15 protein-coding genes are annotated in these 14,769 nt (G+C 71.1%); 6 read left to right on the top strand and 9 right to left on the bottom strand.

The genetic code is table 11. The annotated features are described in order from the left end of the window. Positions 1 to 9: 9 nt before the first annotated feature. The gene (locus I6J71_RS06365) at positions 10 to 975 is read left to right on the top strand and encodes a helix-turn-helix domain-containing protein (protein ID WP_204093866.1); all 966 of its coding nucleotides are present in this window, start codon (positions 10 to 12) and stop codon (positions 973 to 975) included. 155 nt (positions 976 to 1,130) lie between these two features. Here I6J71_RS06365 and I6J71_RS06360 read toward each other — a convergent pair whose 3' ends face one another. Beyond that, a complete protein-coding gene (locus tag I6J71_RS06360) occupies positions 1,131 to 1,715 on the bottom strand; it encodes a TetR/AcrR family transcriptional regulator (protein ID WP_204093865.1) in 585 nt (194 codons plus the stop codon). Between the two features lie 59 nt (positions 1,716 to 1,774). Between I6J71_RS06360 and I6J71_RS06355 the strand changes: the two genes are divergently transcribed. Together I6J71_RS06355 and I6J71_RS06350 are read left to right on the top strand one after the other, a co-directional pair. Then, positions 1,775 to 2,272, top strand: coding sequence for a GNAT family N-acetyltransferase (locus I6J71_RS06355; RefSeq protein ID WP_204093864.1), 498 nt, complete (start codon positions 1,775 to 1,777; stop codon positions 2,270 to 2,272). 145 nt (positions 2,273 to 2,417) lie between these two features. After that, the gene (locus tag I6J71_RS06350) at positions 2,418 to 3,656 is read left to right on the top strand and encodes a lytic transglycosylase domain-containing protein (RefSeq protein ID WP_204093863.1); all 1,239 of its coding nucleotides are present in this window, start codon (positions 2,418 to 2,420) and stop codon (positions 3,654 to 3,656) included. Positions 3,657 to 3,663: 7 nt separating this feature from the next. Here I6J71_RS06350 and I6J71_RS06345 read toward each other — a convergent pair whose 3' ends face one another. Further along, positions 3,664 to 4,056: a helix-turn-helix domain-containing protein gene (locus I6J71_RS06345; protein ID WP_204096906.1), complete on the bottom strand. Its 393-nt coding sequence runs from the start codon at positions 4,054 to 4,056 to the stop codon at positions 3,664 to 3,666. A gap of 101 nt (positions 4,057 to 4,157) precedes the next feature. Here I6J71_RS06345 and I6J71_RS06340 point away from each other — a divergent pair, with 101 nt between their 5' ends. Next, positions 4,158 to 5,003, top strand: coding sequence for an NAD(P)H-binding protein (locus I6J71_RS06340; protein WP_204093862.1), 846 nt, complete (start codon positions 4,158 to 4,160; stop codon positions 5,001 to 5,003). Positions 5,004 to 5,210: 207 nt separating this feature from the next. Then, positions 5,211 to 6,119, top strand: coding sequence for an SDR family NAD(P)-dependent oxidoreductase (locus tag I6J71_RS06335; protein WP_204093861.1), 909 nt, complete (start codon positions 5,211 to 5,213; stop codon positions 6,117 to 6,119). 40 nt (positions 6,120 to 6,159) lie between these two features. On the opposite strand, the gene I6J71_RS06330 is transcribed toward I6J71_RS06335, so the two are convergent. Continuing rightward, positions 6,160 to 6,750 carry a TetR/AcrR family transcriptional regulator gene (locus I6J71_RS06330; protein ID WP_204093860.1) on the bottom strand — a complete coding sequence of 197 codons (591 nt, stop codon included), beginning with the start codon at positions 6,748 to 6,750 and terminating at the stop codon, positions 6,160 to 6,162. A 49-nt stretch (positions 6,751 to 6,799) separates the two neighbouring features. On the opposite strand from I6J71_RS06330, the gene I6J71_RS06325 reads away from it, so the two are divergent. Next, positions 6,800 to 8,143: a carboxypeptidase regulatory-like domain-containing protein gene (locus I6J71_RS06325; RefSeq protein WP_204093859.1), complete on the top strand. Its 1,344-nt coding sequence runs from the start codon at positions 6,800 to 6,802 to the stop codon at positions 8,141 to 8,143. 476 nt (positions 8,144 to 8,619) lie between these two features. Here I6J71_RS06325 and I6J71_RS06320 read toward each other — a convergent pair whose 3' ends face one another. From I6J71_RS06320 to I6J71_RS06295, 6 genes are read right to left on the bottom strand one after another with little or no spacing between them, the layout of a single operon-like run. Further along, positions 8,620 to 9,363 carry an SDR family NAD(P)-dependent oxidoreductase gene (locus I6J71_RS06320; protein ID WP_204093858.1) on the bottom strand — a complete coding sequence of 248 codons (744 nt, stop codon included), beginning with the start codon at positions 9,361 to 9,363 and terminating at the stop codon, positions 8,620 to 8,622. Continuing rightward, positions 9,360 to 10,865, bottom strand: a complete 1,506-nt coding sequence (locus tag I6J71_RS06315; protein WP_204093857.1) for a long-chain fatty acid--CoA ligase — start codon at positions 10,863 to 10,865, stop codon at positions 9,360 to 9,362. Before I6J71_RS06315 ends, I6J71_RS06320 begins: the two co-directional genes overlap by 4 nt. Further along, positions 10,865 to 11,653, bottom strand: coding sequence for an SDR family NAD(P)-dependent oxidoreductase (locus I6J71_RS06310; RefSeq protein WP_204093856.1), 789 nt, complete (start codon positions 11,651 to 11,653; stop codon positions 10,865 to 10,867). Before I6J71_RS06310 ends, I6J71_RS06315 begins: the two co-directional genes overlap by 1 nt. Before the next feature lie 25 nt (positions 11,654 to 11,678). After that, a complete protein-coding gene (locus I6J71_RS06305; protein ID WP_239154469.1) occupies positions 11,679 to 12,437 on the bottom strand; it encodes an SDR family NAD(P)-dependent oxidoreductase in 759 nt (252 codons plus the stop codon). Beyond that, positions 12,434 to 12,829 (bottom strand): carboxymuconolactone decarboxylase family protein, encoded by a 396-nt coding sequence (locus I6J71_RS06300; RefSeq protein ID WP_204093855.1) that lies wholly within the window; start codon positions 12,827 to 12,829, stop codon positions 12,434 to 12,436. The genes I6J71_RS06305 and I6J71_RS06300 overlap by 4 nt, the downstream gene beginning before the upstream one ends. Before the next feature lie 10 nt (positions 12,830 to 12,839). Continuing rightward, positions 12,840 to 14,768 carry a hydantoinase B/oxoprolinase family protein gene (locus I6J71_RS06295; RefSeq protein ID WP_204093854.1) on the bottom strand — a complete coding sequence of 643 codons (1,929 nt, stop codon included), beginning with the start codon at positions 14,766 to 14,768 and terminating at the stop codon, positions 12,840 to 12,842. Between the last annotated feature and the right edge of the window lies 1 nt (position 14,769).

The raw sequence follows: 14,769 nt of genomic DNA, 5'->3' as shown, positions 1-14,769 counted from the left end.
GAATAGCACATGTCGCAAGGATCCTCGCATCGCGTGGTGATGGTCGTGGACGGTGGTTCGAACCCGTTCGAGATGGGCGTGGCCACCGAGCTGTTCGGCCTGCGCCGACCCGAGCTGGGGCGGCCGTGGTACGAGTTCTCGCTGGCCGCGCCGCACGAGCGCGTCGGCATGCACCGGGGGATGTTCACGCTGTCCGGCGTCGCGGGACTCGAGGCGGTCGACGCGGCGGACACCGTGATCGTGCCGAACCGGCCGGACCCGGACGTGCCGGCGGACCCGGCGGTGCTCGCCGCGATCCGCCGCGCCGAAGCGCGCGGGGCGCGGTTGATGAGCTTCTGCACGGGCGCGTTCACGCTCGCCGAGGCGGGCGTGCTGGCCGGTCGCCGCGCGACGACCCACTGGCGCTGGGCGGCGGAGTTCACCGCCCGCTACCCGGACGTGCGGCTGGAACCCGACGTCCTGTTCGTCGACGCGGGCGCCGTCCTCACCGCCGCCGGCAGCGCGGCGGCGCTCGACCTGGGCCTCTACGTGATCGCCCGCGACCACGGCGCGGAGATCGCCAACGCCGTCAGCCGCCGCCTGGTGTTCCCCGGCCACCGCGACGGCGGGCAGCAGCAGTTCGTGGAACGCCCGGTACCGGTCGTGGCCGACGCGTCGCTGGCGCCCGTGCTGGAGTGGGCCCGCGCCAACCTGGGCCGCCCGCTGACCGTCGCCGACCTGGCGGCCCGCGCGGCGACCAGCGCGGCCACCCTGCACCGCCGCTTCCGCACCGAACTCGGCACGACGCCGCTGGCCTGGCTAACCACGGAACGCATCACGCTCGCGTGCCGCCTCCTCGAACGCGGCGAGCTGCGCCTCGACCGCGTCGCCACCGACAGCGGCTTCGGCACGGCCGCCAACCTCCGGGCCCAACTGCGCAAACACACGGGCCTGAGCCCGTCGGCGTACCGCCGGCGGTTCGGCCCGGCGGCCTGAGGGAACAAACTCCACCGGCAACGCGGAACTCACGCTCAGGCGCGACTCCGGGCGCGTTCGCACCTCAGCGACAAGGCGCACACCGGGGACTCGCCGAGCGCGACGGCGGTGAGTCCGCCAACCCGCGCGCGCCTTCGGCCCGGCCGCGCGAGGGGTCAGCCTTCGAGTTCCCGCACCGCCGCGTTGACGGCCTCGCGGTGCGCGGCCGGGGGGTAGGTGTCCGGATCGGCGGCGGTCAGTGCATTGAGGCCTTCGACGAGCGCGACGAGGCGTTTCGCGGTGCGTTCGCGGCGGGCGTGGGACCAGCGGGGCCGGCAGGCGCCGACGAGCCGCGTGAGGCGGGCGACGAAGGATCGGTTGTGCGCGCGGTGCCGAGCGGCCAGCTCCGGATCCGCCAGCGCGGCGGCCAGGAACCCCACCCAGACGCGCGCTTCGTCGGCCGCCTCGGGGGTGAGGGTGGCGGCGTGGCAGAGCACGTCCCGCAGGACGGCCGCGGGCGGGCCGCCGGTGGACTCGGCGGCGTCGGCGCGCTCGGCCGTGCGCTCGTGCAGCAGGTCGCGCGCGTGCAGCAGCAATGCCCGCTTCGTCGGGAACGCGTGCATCACCAGCCCGGTCGTGCAGCCCGCCCGCTCGGCGACGGCCCGCACCGTGAGCGCGGGCAGGCCGTCGGCCGCCAGGACCTGCCACACGGCCCCCGACAGCAGCGCGCGCTGGGCGTCGACGTCGCGCGGTCTTGGCATCGCGGCCTCCGTTCCGTAACATCTGTTACCGTAACATCTGTTCCGAAAGGTGGGTCCCGGTGATCGAGATCGCGCAGGAAGACTGGGACGCACCCGAGGCCGTCGCGTTGCGCGCGGCCCAGCGAGCCGAACTGGACGCCCGTTACGGGACGAATGATCACGAAGCGGGCGAACCACCGACTGCCGGCTCGATGTCCGTTTTCCTCGTCGCCCGCCGCGCCGGCGCCGCCCTCGGATGCGGCGGCCTGCGTTTTCTCGGGCCGGGCGAAGCGGAGATCAAGCGCATGTACGTGGTCCCGACCTCCCGCGGCACGGGAGTTTCCACGGCGTTGCTGCGCGCGCTCGAAGACCACGCTTCGGCGCACGGCATCACCAGGCTGCTACTGGAAACCGGGGCGCGCCAACCGGAGGCGATCCGGTTCTACCAGCGGGAAGGGTACGAACCGATCCCCGCTTTCGGTGCCTATCGTGAAGATCCGCTGGCCCGCTGTTTTTCACGGCTACTCCATTCGGCCCAGCACCGGGAAAACGGCTCTGACCGCGTCAAACCTCGGTGAAAGTGGACAGTGGACCAACCAAAGATTTATGCCGGATGGACGAAACTTCTCTGTCTCGGACAGATTTCACTCACCCCCTCACAAAAAAGCGGCCGCATCAGCTAGCTTGACGAACGAAGCAGGCCGAGGGGAACGGGGACTCACGATGGGGAAGCACCGGCCACGCCCGCGGTCGGTCCGGCGCAGCACAGTGGCCGCCCTCGCGGGAGGCGCGCTCGTCGTGTTGCCGACGGTGGCCGCGTCGGGACTGCCGGTACCGCTCGCCGGTCCCACTCCCGCCGCCGACGCGAAGCAGCAGGTCGCGTTGCCGTGGCTACCGCCGAACCTCGTGCTGCCGCCGCTCGCCGTGGACGGCAGCCTGCCGCAGCCACCCACGCCGCAGCCGCTCACCGTGCCGGGCTTCGTCCCCGGCATCGGGTCGGCGACGCCGTCCGGGCCGCTCGGGATTCCCGCCAGCATGCTCAAGGCCTACAAGAACGCGGCCGACATCATGGCCCGCGAACAGCCCGGCTGCCACCTCGACTGGGCGCTGATCGCCGCCATCGGGCGCGTCGAGTCGAACCACGCGCGTGGTGGTTTTGTCGACGCGGAGGGCAACACGCTCGAACCGATCCTCGGCCCGGTGCTCGACGGCTCCGGGTCGTTCGCCGCGATCCCCGACACCGACGGCGGCAAGTACGACGGCGACCCCTTGTGGGACCGCGCGGTCGGCGCGACGCAGTTCATCCCGGGCACGTGGCGCGGTTACGCGTCCGACGGCAACGGCGACGGCGTGTCCGACCCGGACAACATCTACGACGAAACGCTCGCCACGGCCCGCTACCTGTGCTCCGGCGGGCTCGACCTGTCCACGGACCAGATGCAGCGCGTGGCCGTGCGCCGCTACAACAACTCGCAGTCCTATGTGGACACAGTGATGGCGTACGCGGCCGCCTACCGCGGCGGCGTGTCGAGTCTGCCCGACAGCCAGGTGCCCATCGGCGCCCCGCCCGGCCCCGGCGCCGTCGCGGCCGCTGCCGGCAGCCCGCTCGGCGATGTGGCTCCCCCGGCGGCGCCGATCGTCACCCCGCCGGGCTCACCGACACAGCTGCCCTTGAGCTCGACGGCTCCCGGTTCGAGCGCGGGCAGTCCGCCGACCACGCCGACGAGCCCCGGCGAAACGTCCACGACCACCACCCTGCCGCCGTCGAGCAGCACGTCTTCATCGGACACGTCGACTCCGCCGCAGGGCTCCAGCACGCCTACTCCCCCGACGACCCCGACGACGCCCACCCCCACGACATCCACCACGACGCCGGCCAATTCGTCGAACACCGGCACGGACTCGTCGAGCACGACCACGTCGAGCAGCACCGCCACGACGAGCACCACGCCGACCAGCTGAGCCGCGATCAGGCCCGGTGCGCCTCGTCGTAGCTACCGCGTGCCTCGACGACGTCCGGCAGCTTGCGCTCGACCCAGTGCGCCAGGGCCCAGACCTGTTCGGCCGCCTCGCGGCCCAGCGCCGTCAACGAGTAGTCGACGCGCGGCGGGATCACCGGCTTCGCGTCGCGGTGCACGAAGCCGTCGCGTTCGAGCGCCTGCAGGGTCTGGGCCAGCATCTTCTCGCTCACGCCACCGATCTCGCGGCGCAGCTCACTGAACCGGAACGACCGGTCGAGCAGTGAGGCGAGCACCAGCAGTCCCCAGCGGCTCGTCACGTGCTCGAGCACCCCGCGCGACGGGCAGGTCGCTCGGTTGACGTCGGGCGTCTCCGGCAGCGGCGTCTCATCCTCTTCGGTTATGGCCACACCAGTACCTTACTTCAAAGTGGGTACTCACCAAGAGTAAGTGACTCTCCTGGGGTGACCGCGGGAATGGCGCCGACCACCTCCGAAGGAAGATCATGAGCATCGTCATCACCGGCGCGACCGGGCAGCTGGGCCGTCTCGTCATCGCGGACCTCCTCGCGGCCGGTGTGCCCGCGAGCGAGATCGCGGCCGTCGCACGCAGCGCCGAGAAGGCAGCTGACCTCGGCGTTCGCGAGCACACCGGCGACTACGACCAGCCGGAGACGCTCGCCGCCGGCGACCGGGTGTTGTTGGTGTCCGGCACGGAACCGGGCCACCGCGTCGGGCAGCACGCCGCGGTGATCGACGCCGCCAAGGCCGCCGGCGTCGCGCAGCTCGCGTACACCGGCGCCTTCGGCGGACCGGACGCCGACTTCCTGCTCGCCGACGACCACCGCGCCACCGAGCGGCTCGTGCTCGCCTCCGGCCTGCCGTTACACGCTGCTGCGCAACACTGGTACTCCGAACTCGCTGTGCCGGATCCCGCCGGGGCGCTCGCCCTGGGCGCCGTCGTCAACAGCGTCCCGGCCGACGCCCGGATCGCCACCGCGCCCCGCGAGGACTACGCGAAGGCCGCCGCCGTGCTCCTCCGCACCGACGGCCACCTCGGCCTCGCCTACGAACTCAGCGGTGACCACGCGTGGACCTACTGCGAGTACGCCGAAGCCCTCGCCACCGCCGGCGGCCGCCCGGTCGAGCACCGCACGATCCCCGGCGCGGAGTACGAAGCCGTCCTCACCTCCGCCGGCGTCCCGGCCCCGATGGCGACCATCCTGGCCGACATCGACGTCGACGTCGCCATCGGCCACGGCCGCCTCGCGGGCACCCCGGGTCATCTGAGCAAGCTCCTCGGCCACCCGACCACGCCGATCGCCGCCACGATCGCGAAGCTGATCGCGTAGTTCAGGGCAGCGAAGTGCCACGGGCCCAAGGAGTACCGCTCCCGGCGCGGCACAGACGGGCGATCGGATGCCGGACACCGGAATTTCCGGCATCCGCCCCGCACCAAGACCTGCCACACGCCCGGGCCGGCCGACGCCCCCTCGCGAAGCCGATCAGCCGCCGCGCCGGGGCTAGGCTGGGCCCCGGTCCGAGCCCGAGGAGTGAACGTGCCCTGGAATCCCGAACAGCTGCCCGACCTCGGCGGCCGCACCTACGCCGTCACCGGTGGGAGCGCAGGGATCGGCTACTTCATCTCCGAGCAGCTCACCGGGGCCGGCGCACACGTGATCCTCCTCGGGCGCAGCCCGGAGCGGCTCGCGGCCGCAGTCGAAACGATCAAGCGCCACACCGGAAGCGGAGAAGTCAGCACGATCCGGCTCGACCTCGCCGACCTCGACTCGGTGCGGGAAGCCGCGGGCGAACTGGGCACCCGCGACCGGGTCGACGCCCTGATCGAGAACGCCGGCTCCACCTCCCCCGGCCGCACGCGGCACACCACGAAGCAGGGGTTCGAGCTGGCGGTGGGCACGAACCACCTCGGCCACTTCGCGCTCACCGCGCTCGCGATGCCGGCCCTCACCACGTGGCACGCCCGGATCGTCCCGATGGGCAGCCTCATCACGCGGCTGGCGCCGTTCGCGCTCGACGACCTGCTCACCGAGCGCAAGTACTCCCAGTCGCGCGCGTACGCGAACTCCAAGCACGCCGTGCAGTCGTTCGGGTTCGAGCTCGACCGGCGGCTGCGCGCGGCCGGCTCGAAGGTCGAGTGCATCCTGGCCCACCCCGGGTTCAGCCTCGACCGTGCGAGCCCGCGCCGCGAGCACATCACCGAGCCGAAAGCCTGGCTCCGCCTCGCCGCGCCCGTCACGCAGGGCAAGGACCGCGGCGCCTGGCCCGCCGTCCGCGCCGCCGTGGACCCCGGGGCTCGTGGCGGCCAGTTCTACGGCCCCGCCCGCGGCGGAGTCGGCGAGCCGGTGCTCAAGACCGCCGTCGAAGCCGACCGCGATCCGGCGATCGCCGCGAAGCTGTGGACCCGGTCGGAGGAGCTGACGGGGATCGAGTTCACCGTGGGCTGACCGCGCTGTCCACAATGGACAACATCGTCCACAACGGACCTCAGGCGCGCGGCGGCTCGAGCCCCGCCTCCAGCGCGTCCATCGCCTGGTTGACCAGCGCCACCAGCCCCATCCCCGCGCCGGGGTGCCAGCACGTGAACGCAGTCCGGGTCGCCGCGAACGCGGCCAGCACGGTCATCCGGACGTACACGTCGTCGACGGAACGGCCGATCCGCTCGGCGATCGCTTCGGCCGCGGCTTCTTCCACGAACCGGCTCGTCTGCGCCAGCCGCGCCCACAGGTCAGGGTGCTCGCGCAGCAGCAGTGCCCGCTCCTGAACCGTCGGGTCGTTCTCGACCTGTTCGAACCGCTGCGTGAACACCGCCCGCAGACTCGCCATCGGTCTTTCACCCGCCGGCCGCGCGGCGAGGCCGGCGCCGACCCCGCCGGGGGTCAGCGCCAGCGACAGGACCGCTTCTTCCTTGCTGTCGAAGTAGTTGAAGAAGGTGCGAGGCGAGACGCCGGCCCGCGCGCAGATGTCGTCGACGGTCACCGCCTGCGGACCACGCTCGCGGTAGAGCGCGACCGCCGCCGCCCGGATCGCCTGCCGGGTCGCTTCCTTCTTGCGCTCCCGAAGCCCGGGCTCTGTCATGTTCATTACACTACTGCAAATTTGCAGTGCTGCAAGTTAGCCTGCGACCATGGCTGATCAGCGCGCGGCGAAACCTTCCCTCATCCGCACGCTGGCGGAGAACCTGTGGTTCTGCGTTGTCTTGTTCGCCGGATTCGCGGTCATCTACCTGATCGCCTTCCACCACCCGCAGCCGCACCACGTGCCGGTGGCCGTGGCCGATCCGGCAGCCGCGGCGCACGTGCGGGCTGCGCTGGACCAGGCCAGCCCTGGCGGGTTCGACGTGCGAGCGGTGCCCGGCGCGGGGGCGGCCCGGCGCGGCGTGCTCGATCGCTCGGTGGCGGCCGCCTTCGTGGCCGACGCGGCCCATCCGGTGCTGTACGTCGCGAAGGCCAACGGCGTCCCGCTCGAAACGGTGCTCACCCAGGCGTTCACCCCGCAGGCGGCGCGCGGCACCACGCTCACCGTGACCGACCTCGCGCCCACGGCGCCCGGCGACGCCACGGGCAACGGGCTGTTCTACCTCGTGCTCGCGTGGGCGTTCCCCAGCTACTTCGCCGTGATGATGCTGCTACGAGCCGTCGGGCTCAGCCGGCGCGGCAAGGTGCTGACGCTCCTCGGCTGGGACGCCTTCCTGGCCGTGGCGGGCTACTTCATCGCGCGCAGCATGGACGTGGTGCCCGACGCCCCGGCGGTACTCGCCGTGGCTTTCCTGTTCTGCCTCGTGATCTCCCTGACCTCACAGGGGCTCGTGCCGATCTTCAAGCAGTTCTTCCCCGGTGTCGCGGTGGTGCTGTTCATCATCCTCAGCGTGGCCTCCAGCAGCGGCGCGATGCCGTCGGTGCTGGAACCCGCGTTCTTCCGCGCCCTGCACCCGATCCTGCCGATGGGGAACCTGATCGACGCCGTCCGCGGGATCGCCTACTTCCACGGCGCCGGGGTCGCCGGGCCCGTCCTCGTGCTCGGCGCCTGGTTCGCACTCGGCACCGCATTGAACACGGGCCACGCGGTGTGGGTGCGGCGGCAGACCGCGACCGTCAGTGCCGGCCCACCGGTGGAAGACCCATCGCTCGAGATGCCGATCCCCACCGCGCTGCCGCCCCGCGAACACCACTTCGGCGAACTGACGCCGATGCTGATCGGCACCGTGCGCTCGACCACCGGTGAACGCGTCGCCGGCGCGAACCTGACCGTCACCGACGGCCGAGGCCGCCAGCTGGTGCGCACCCGCACCGACGCCGACGGCGCGTTCGCCGTCGGCGGGCTCCCGGAGCAGTTCGTGGACCTCGTGGTCACCGCCCGCGGCCGCCGGCCGGTCGCGCGACGGGTCTTCTTCCAGGAAGGCGTGTTCCGCCGCGAGGAGTTCGTGCTCGCGGCGGAGCCGGAGACCACCGCGATCGCGTCGCGCCGCTAGCTTCCAGGCGCTTGCGGTGCCCGGCCTGATCGGCAGGTTCGGGGTCACAGCGGTGATACCGCGGGGCGCGGGTGCCCGCGGACCGCTCGTGAGGACTGCGCCTTCTCGCCCCGGAGGCGGTTACGACGCGTGCGGACCCGGCCGCTTCCGGCACGGGCGACGCAGAGATGCAGGAGGTGCCCGAACCTCGGCGCGTCTGTGGCCCGGCCGGACCCAACCAAGGCCAACGACACCGCCCCATCCGCCAGACCGACCACGTCCGCTGCGGTCACCAACCGCCGCGGCACGGTGTTCCAGATCGACTGTCTGCCGGAGACCGAACAACCCGGGGCATGTCCTGCCGGCGGATCCGCAGCGATACCGCTAGCGGATCCCTCCACCATCGCCGGCGCACTCGAAAACCGACGACCACGTTCCGCCGGTGCGGACCGGCAGCATCGCGGCGTCGCCCCCGGTAATGCGATCGTGCCGCGCCGCTAGGCCGTCCAGCCTCCGTCCACGGTCAGCGTCGAGCCGGTCGTGTACGTCGACGCGTCCGAAGCCAGGTACACGGCCGCGCCGCCGAGTTCCGGTGGCGCCGCGACTCGGTTCTGCGGGATGTTCGCCAGGATCCGCTCGCCCCACCGGCTCGTGACCAGCCCTTCGGACAGGTCGGTGTGGAAGTAGCCGGGTGCCAGCACGTTCACCCGGACCCCGCGCGGGGCCCACTCCACGGCGAGCACGCGCGACAGCGCTTCGACGCCGCCCTTGCTCGCGGCGTACGCGGCGATGCGGTCGAACCCCGACCGCGCGTGCACCGACGACACCGTGATGATCGACCCCGAGCCCTGTTCGAGCATCTGCCGTCCGGCGGCGCGGGCGCAGTAGTACGTGCCGGACAGGTTCACGTCCAGCACGTTCGCCCAGTCGTCGTCGCTGCCCTGCTCGCTGCGGCGGAACGTCGGGCTGATGCCCGCCGCGGTCACGGCCACGTCGATCCGGCCCAGCGACTCGACGATCCGCGCCACCGCACCGTCCGCAAAGGACGGTTCCGACACGGACCCCGGCAGCACCAGCGCGTCGCCGACCTCCTCGGCCAGCGACTTCAGGTCCGCCTCGGTCCGCGACGTCACGGCGAGCGTCGCGCCGGCCGACGCGAGCGCCACCGCGATCGCCCGGCCGAGGCCCTTGCCGGCGCCCGTCACCCAGGCGACCTTGCCCGTCAAGTCGAATTCGTTCATCCGCGCAGGTTCCTCTTCAGCACCTTGCCCGACGGTGTCCGCGGCAGTTCGTCCAGGAACACCAGGTCCGCGGGCACCTTGAACTTCGCCAGCCGATCCCGGCAGAACGCTACCAGCGCGTCGCGGTCGCGCGCGGCGCCCGGACGGAGGACGACGAACGCCTGGGGCACCTCTCCCCACCGCGGGTGGCTCATGCCGACCACCGCCGCCTCGACGACGTCCGGGTGCTCGTACAGCACGCGCTCCACCTCGGGCGTCGCGATGTTCTCCCCGCCGGACACGATCATGTCCTTCTTGCGATCCTCGACGTAGAGGTACCCGTCCTCGTCGAGGCGCCCGACGTCGCCGGTGTGGAACCAGCCGGCGCGGAACGCCTTGGCCGTCGCCTCCTCGTCGCGCCAGTACCCGATGCTCACCTTCGGGCCGCGCAGCGCGATCTCGCCCAGCGCCCCGGTCGGCACCGGCGCGCCCGACTCGTCGACGATCCGCACCTCCAGGTGCACCACCGGCCGCCCGACGGACCCGACCTTCGCCAGCATGTGTTCCGCGTCGTTGAAGGTGTCGCCGGAGACGGTCTCGGTCAGCCCGTACGCGTCGGAGAACCAAGCGCCCGGGAACGCTGCGAGGATCTTCTCCACCAGCGGCACCGGCATCTTCTCGCCCCCGCCGATGATGAACCGGATCGACGACGTGTCGCGCTCGAGTATGTCGGGCAACTGCAGGATCGCGTTCATCATCGACGGCGCGAGCCAGATGTTGGTGGGCCGCTCGCGTTCGATCGTCTCGACGACCTCGGCCGCGTCGAACTTCCGCAGCACGATCAGCGAACCGCCCGCGTGCAGTGTCCCGACGCCGGGCAGGTCGAACCCGCCGACGTGGTAGAGCGGGCCGCACACCAGCGTCGTGTCCTCGGCGGTGATGCCGAACTCCACGAGGTGGCCCAGGTTCTTCCACGCCAGGTTGCCGTGGGTGATCTGCACGCCCTTCGGGCGCGACGTCGTGCCGGACGTGTACATCAGCCGTTGCAGGTCATCGGCGCCGACCGGAACCGGCTCGACGGACCGGCCGAGGTGCGTGGCAACCACGTCGTCGTAGGGAGTCCACCCCGAAGCGGTCCCGCCGAGCAACAACCGCTGCTTCAGCCCCGGTAGCGGCAGACCGTCCACAGCGGACCGGAACTCCGGCTCGGTCAGCAGCGCCACCGCGCCCGAGTGGTCGAGGATGTAGCGCCACTCCTCGGGGGAGAGCCGGTAGTTGAGCGGCAGGAACGCCGCCCCGATCCGGTTCACGGCGAACACCGCTTCGAGGAACTCGAGGTGGTTGTACAGCAGCAGGGCGACGACATCGCCGCGGCCGATGCCCAGCTCCGTGAGCCCGGACGCGAGCGCGTCGACGCGGGTGAGCAGCTCGCGGTTCGTCAGCTTCCGCGGCCCCTGGCTGAGCACGACCTTGTCCGGGTACCGGCCGGTGTTGTGGTCGAGGATCGTGGCGAAGTTCGACATCAGCGCTCCTGCGCGTGGAAGCTGTGCAGCTCGCCCCCGGCCGCACCCCAGTGGATGGTGCTGATCATGCCGCCGTCGGCGACCAGGTCCGTGCCCGTGACGTAATCGGCGCCCGGCCCGGCGAGGAAAGCCACGACGCGCGCGATGTCGTCCGGTTCGCCGATCCGGCCCAGCGGCGTGTTGGCCACCGTGGCCGCGCGGATGTGCTCGTTGCCCAGCGTGTCGCGGTTCAGTCCGCTGTGGACGACACCGGGGCTCACGGAGTTGATGCGGATCCCGTCGGGCGCGAGCTCGGCGGCCAGCTGCTTCGTGAGCGCCAGCACGCCACCCTTCGCCGCGGTGTAGGACGAGAAGCCGTAACCGGTGTGACCGGCGATCGACGCGATCTGCACGATCGAACCCCCACCGCCCGCGGCCATCAGCGGGATCACCTGCTTGAGCAGGATGAAGTAGCCGGTGAGGTTCACGTCGAGCACGCGCCGCCATTCGTCCACCGTGGACTCGAGCAGCTTCTTGCGGATGATGATGCCTGCGGCGTTCACGAGCACCTTCGGCGGCCCGAACCGTTCGGTGGCCTGCGTGATCGCGCCGGCCACCGCTTCCTCGTCGGTGACGTCGACCGCGAACGCCGCCGCCGGTCCGTCGATCTCCTTGGCCGTGCGTTCGGCCGCCGCGCCGTCGGCGTCGAGCAGCACGAGCGGCCGGCCGTCCTCGGCCAGGCGCAGCGCGCAGGCCCGGCCGATCCCCGACCCGCCGCCCGTGACGACCGCACACCCTGTTCTGTCCACAGTGGACCTCCTTCTCCCAGGGCGCTCAGCCCATCGCGTAGCCCCCGTTGACGTCGACGACCGCACCCGTCATGTAGCTCGCCGCGGGCGAGGCCAGGAAGGCCGCCACGCGAGCGATCTCTTCCGGCCGCGCCAGCCGGCCGAGCGGGTTGTAGTCGTCGGAGTACCCCTTGTCCTTGATCATGTCCGTGTCGACCACGCCGGGGGCCACGGCGTTGGCGACGATCCCGTTGCGCGCTTCGGTCTTGGCGAGCCACTTCACCACCGCGTGGACCGCGCCCTTGCTGGCCACGTAGTGCGGGCCGGCGAGCACCCCGCCGACCTTGCCCGCCACCGAGCCGATGCACACCACCCGCGCGTCGTGCCCGCGCAGGAACGGCAGCGCGCCGCCGATGCACCACAGGGTGCCCTTCACGTTCACCCCGAGCACGGCGTCCACTTCGGACTCCGACAGCTCGTCGAGCCGCATCGTCTCGCCGTAGATCGCCGCGCACGTCACGAGCGCGTCGAGGCGGTTGTCCGGGCCCGCCGCCTCGGCCATGGCCGAGGCGGCGGCGGTGCGGTCGGTGACGTCCACGGTCAGGCCGGCGGCGGACCCGCCGGCTGCCGTGATCTCGGCGACGGTCCCAGCCGGATCACGGGCGTCGAGCACCGTGACGTGAGCCCCGGCGAGCGCGAGCTCGACGGCGATCCGGGCACCGATTCCGCGCGCCGCGCCCGTCACGACCGCGCGCGACCCGGCCAGGGAAGCCGGGCCGCGCGGGTCGAGCACGCCGGCTGTCACGCCGTCTTCTGCTCGTGGGCCGCCAGTTCCTCCATCAGCACGGGGACCCCGAGGGTGCAGGTGTGGATCCCGAGCACGCTCGTGAGCTCCAGCACCTCCATGATCTCCTCCTTGGTGGCCCCGTAGCCGAGGGCGTTGCGGATGTGCTGGCGCAGCCCGGGTTCGTACAGGTGCGTGGTGGACGCGTCGATCGCCGTGTAGATCAGTTCCTTGACCTTCGGCTCCAGCACGCCCTTGCGCCAAGGCACGGCCGAGAAGTTCAGGTACGCCTCGAAGAAGTCCGGGTCGAGGCCCAGCAGCCCCTCCCAGAACGTGTTCCAGTACCCGCGCTCCTTGAGGAAGGCCTCGCGCAGCTTGTTCTGCCGGTCGATGTCGGTTCCGTTCTCCGACAAGAGATCCTCCCTACTTCGCGGCCAGCTCGGCGCGGCGCTTGGCGGTGGCGTCGTGATCGATCTTCAGGTTCTCCGGATCGCCGTGCGGGTCGCCGGTGATCACCACGCCGTAGTGGCGGTACGCGCCGTCGATGGTCACGTACTCGTCGCGCACGTCGCGGCACACGCGCTCGGGATCGCGCTGCAGCGGCGAACCCCAGCCCCCGCCGCCGTTGGTGAGGTAGCGGAACACGGCGTTCGGCTTGGTGTGCCACACCGGCGTGCTGGCGAAGTAGAAGTACTCGCCGTCCGGGTCGACGGTCTTGGTCTCCGGGTTCAGCATCCCGGCGACCGGTGTCGCGCCGGCGTAGACCTCGGGCTCGGTGCCGATGAGGTCCTTGTCCTTGGTCACGTTCTTGTAGTCCGGGTGGAACACCCACGTCGCCCCGAGGGCCCCGGCCTCACCGCCGTACACGCCCACGCCGCTCGCCGACTTCGTGTGCAGCGGGCTCGACCAGTGCTCGGCTTCGGTGAGGTACAGCGTGTCCTTGAGCACCGCCGCGCCACCGCGGTTCTGGCCCGCGCCGCCGCTGTCGGGCGAGTACTCCTTGCGCAGCACCACGGCCGGCAGTTCGGACTCGATGGCCTCGGTGGCCGGGTCCAGGTTGTTGGCCTGGTACACCACGGAATAGCTGTCGGCGTCGCCCGCCTCCGTCGCGCCCCACGGCCCGTGCTCGCCGCCGCACTGCGCGGTGGTGACCCACGGGGTGCCGTCGGCGAGCACACCGTTGGCGTTGTGGATGTTCAGCGAACCGTAGTCGCCGCCGACGGCCTTGCGGCCCAGCGCCTTCTCCAGCGCCCGGAACACCGCGAGCAGCACGGGACCGGTGCTCTCCCAGTAGAGGAACACCGCGCCGTCCGGTGGCGTGGCGCTGATGAACGTGCCGGCCGGGAGCACGATGTCGATCGGCCGGTACGCGCCCGAGGTGAACGGCGTGGCCGGATCGATGAGGAACTTCAGCGCGACGCCGACGGCCGTCTTCGTGTCGAGGATGCCGGCGTTGATGCTCGTGCGCGCCTGCGGCGACGTGCCGCTGAAGTCCAGCTCCATCCGGTCGGCGGCCTTGGTGATCTTGAGCCGGATCTTGTACTCGACGGTGTCGTCGACCCCGTCGCAGTCGATGCCCTCTTCGGCCTCGTACACGCCGTCGGGCAGCTCGGCCAGCGCGCTGCTCATGGATTCTGCCGAAACGTCCGTGGAGTAGCGGATCGCGCCGAGGTACGCGTCGACACCGTAGCGCTGCACGCTCTCGTTGATCAGCTTCTCGCCGAGCAACAGGTTCTGGTAGATCGTCTTGATGTCCGGCAGCAGCAGCGCGCAGTAGCGGGCGTTGTCGAAGATCAGGTTGAACGCCGACTTCACCGGCTTGTCGTCCTTGTACAGCTGCATCGGCGCGATCACAAGACCGTTTTCGTACACGTTGCGCTTGGTGCCGGAGAAGCCCGCCGGGATCACGCCACCCATGTCGAGCTGGTGCGCGCGCAGCGTGACGAGCGAGATCAGCTTGCCCTCGTGGAACACCGGGCGGATGAAGCAGATGTCGTTCACGTGGTTGCCCGCGCGGTACGGATCGTTGCAGATGATCACGTCACCCGGCTCGAGGTTCTCCGGGCCGTACTCCTCGATCGTGTTGCGCACGGCTTCGGACATCGTGCCGAGGAACATCGCGAGGCTGTTGCTCACCGACGACATCGGGTAGTTCTGCTCCGGCGGGCCGGAGATCGTCGCGGCGAAGTCGTACCAGTCGCGGAGGATGAGTGAGAACGCGTTGTTCAGCAGGCCCGTGCACATGTGCTGCACGATGTAGCGCATGCGGCTCGACAGCACCGACGCGGTGAAGCGGTCGGCGCCGTACAGCTCGGCGAACTGGGCGTCGTCGAGGTCCTTCAGAGAGGTCATG

The organism is Amycolatopsis sp. FDAARGOS 1241 (genome assembly GCF_016889705.1).
GTDB lineage: Bacteria > Actinomycetota > Actinomycetes > Mycobacteriales > Pseudonocardiaceae > Amycolatopsis.
This window is presented reverse-complemented; position numbering and strand designations above follow the sequence as displayed.

Coding starts and splice junctions, on each gene's coding strand:
- I6J71_RS06365 (WP_204093866.1), top strand. CDS start 10: ATGTCGCAAGGATCCTCGCATCGCGTGGTGATGGTCGTGGACGGTGGT.
- I6J71_RS06360 (WP_204093865.1), bottom strand. CDS start 1,715: ATGCCAAGACCGCGCGACGTCGACGCCCAGCGCGCGCTGCTGTCGGGG.
- I6J71_RS06350 (WP_204093863.1), top strand. CDS start 2,418: ATGGGGAAGCACCGGCCACGCCCGCGGTCGGTCCGGCGCAGCACAGTG.
- I6J71_RS06340 (WP_204093862.1), top strand. CDS start 4,158: ATGAGCATCGTCATCACCGGCGCGACCGGGCAGCTGGGCCGTCTCGTC.
- I6J71_RS06330 (WP_204093860.1), bottom strand. CDS start 6,750: ATGACAGAGCCCGGGCTTCGGGAGCGCAAGAAGGAAGCGACCCGGCAG.
- I6J71_RS06325 (WP_204093859.1), top strand. CDS start 6,800: ATGGCTGATCAGCGCGCGGCGAAACCTTCCCTCATCCGCACGCTGGCG.
- I6J71_RS06320 (WP_204093858.1), bottom strand. CDS start 9,363: ATGAACGAATTCGACTTGACGGGCAAGGTCGCCTGGGTGACGGGCGCC.
- I6J71_RS06315 (WP_204093857.1), bottom strand. CDS start 10,865: ATGTCGAACTTCGCCACGATCCTCGACCACAACACCGGCCGGTACCCG.
- I6J71_RS06295 (WP_204093854.1), bottom strand. CDS start 14,768: ATGACCTCTCTGAAGGACCTCGACGACGCCCAGTTCGCCGAGCTGTAC.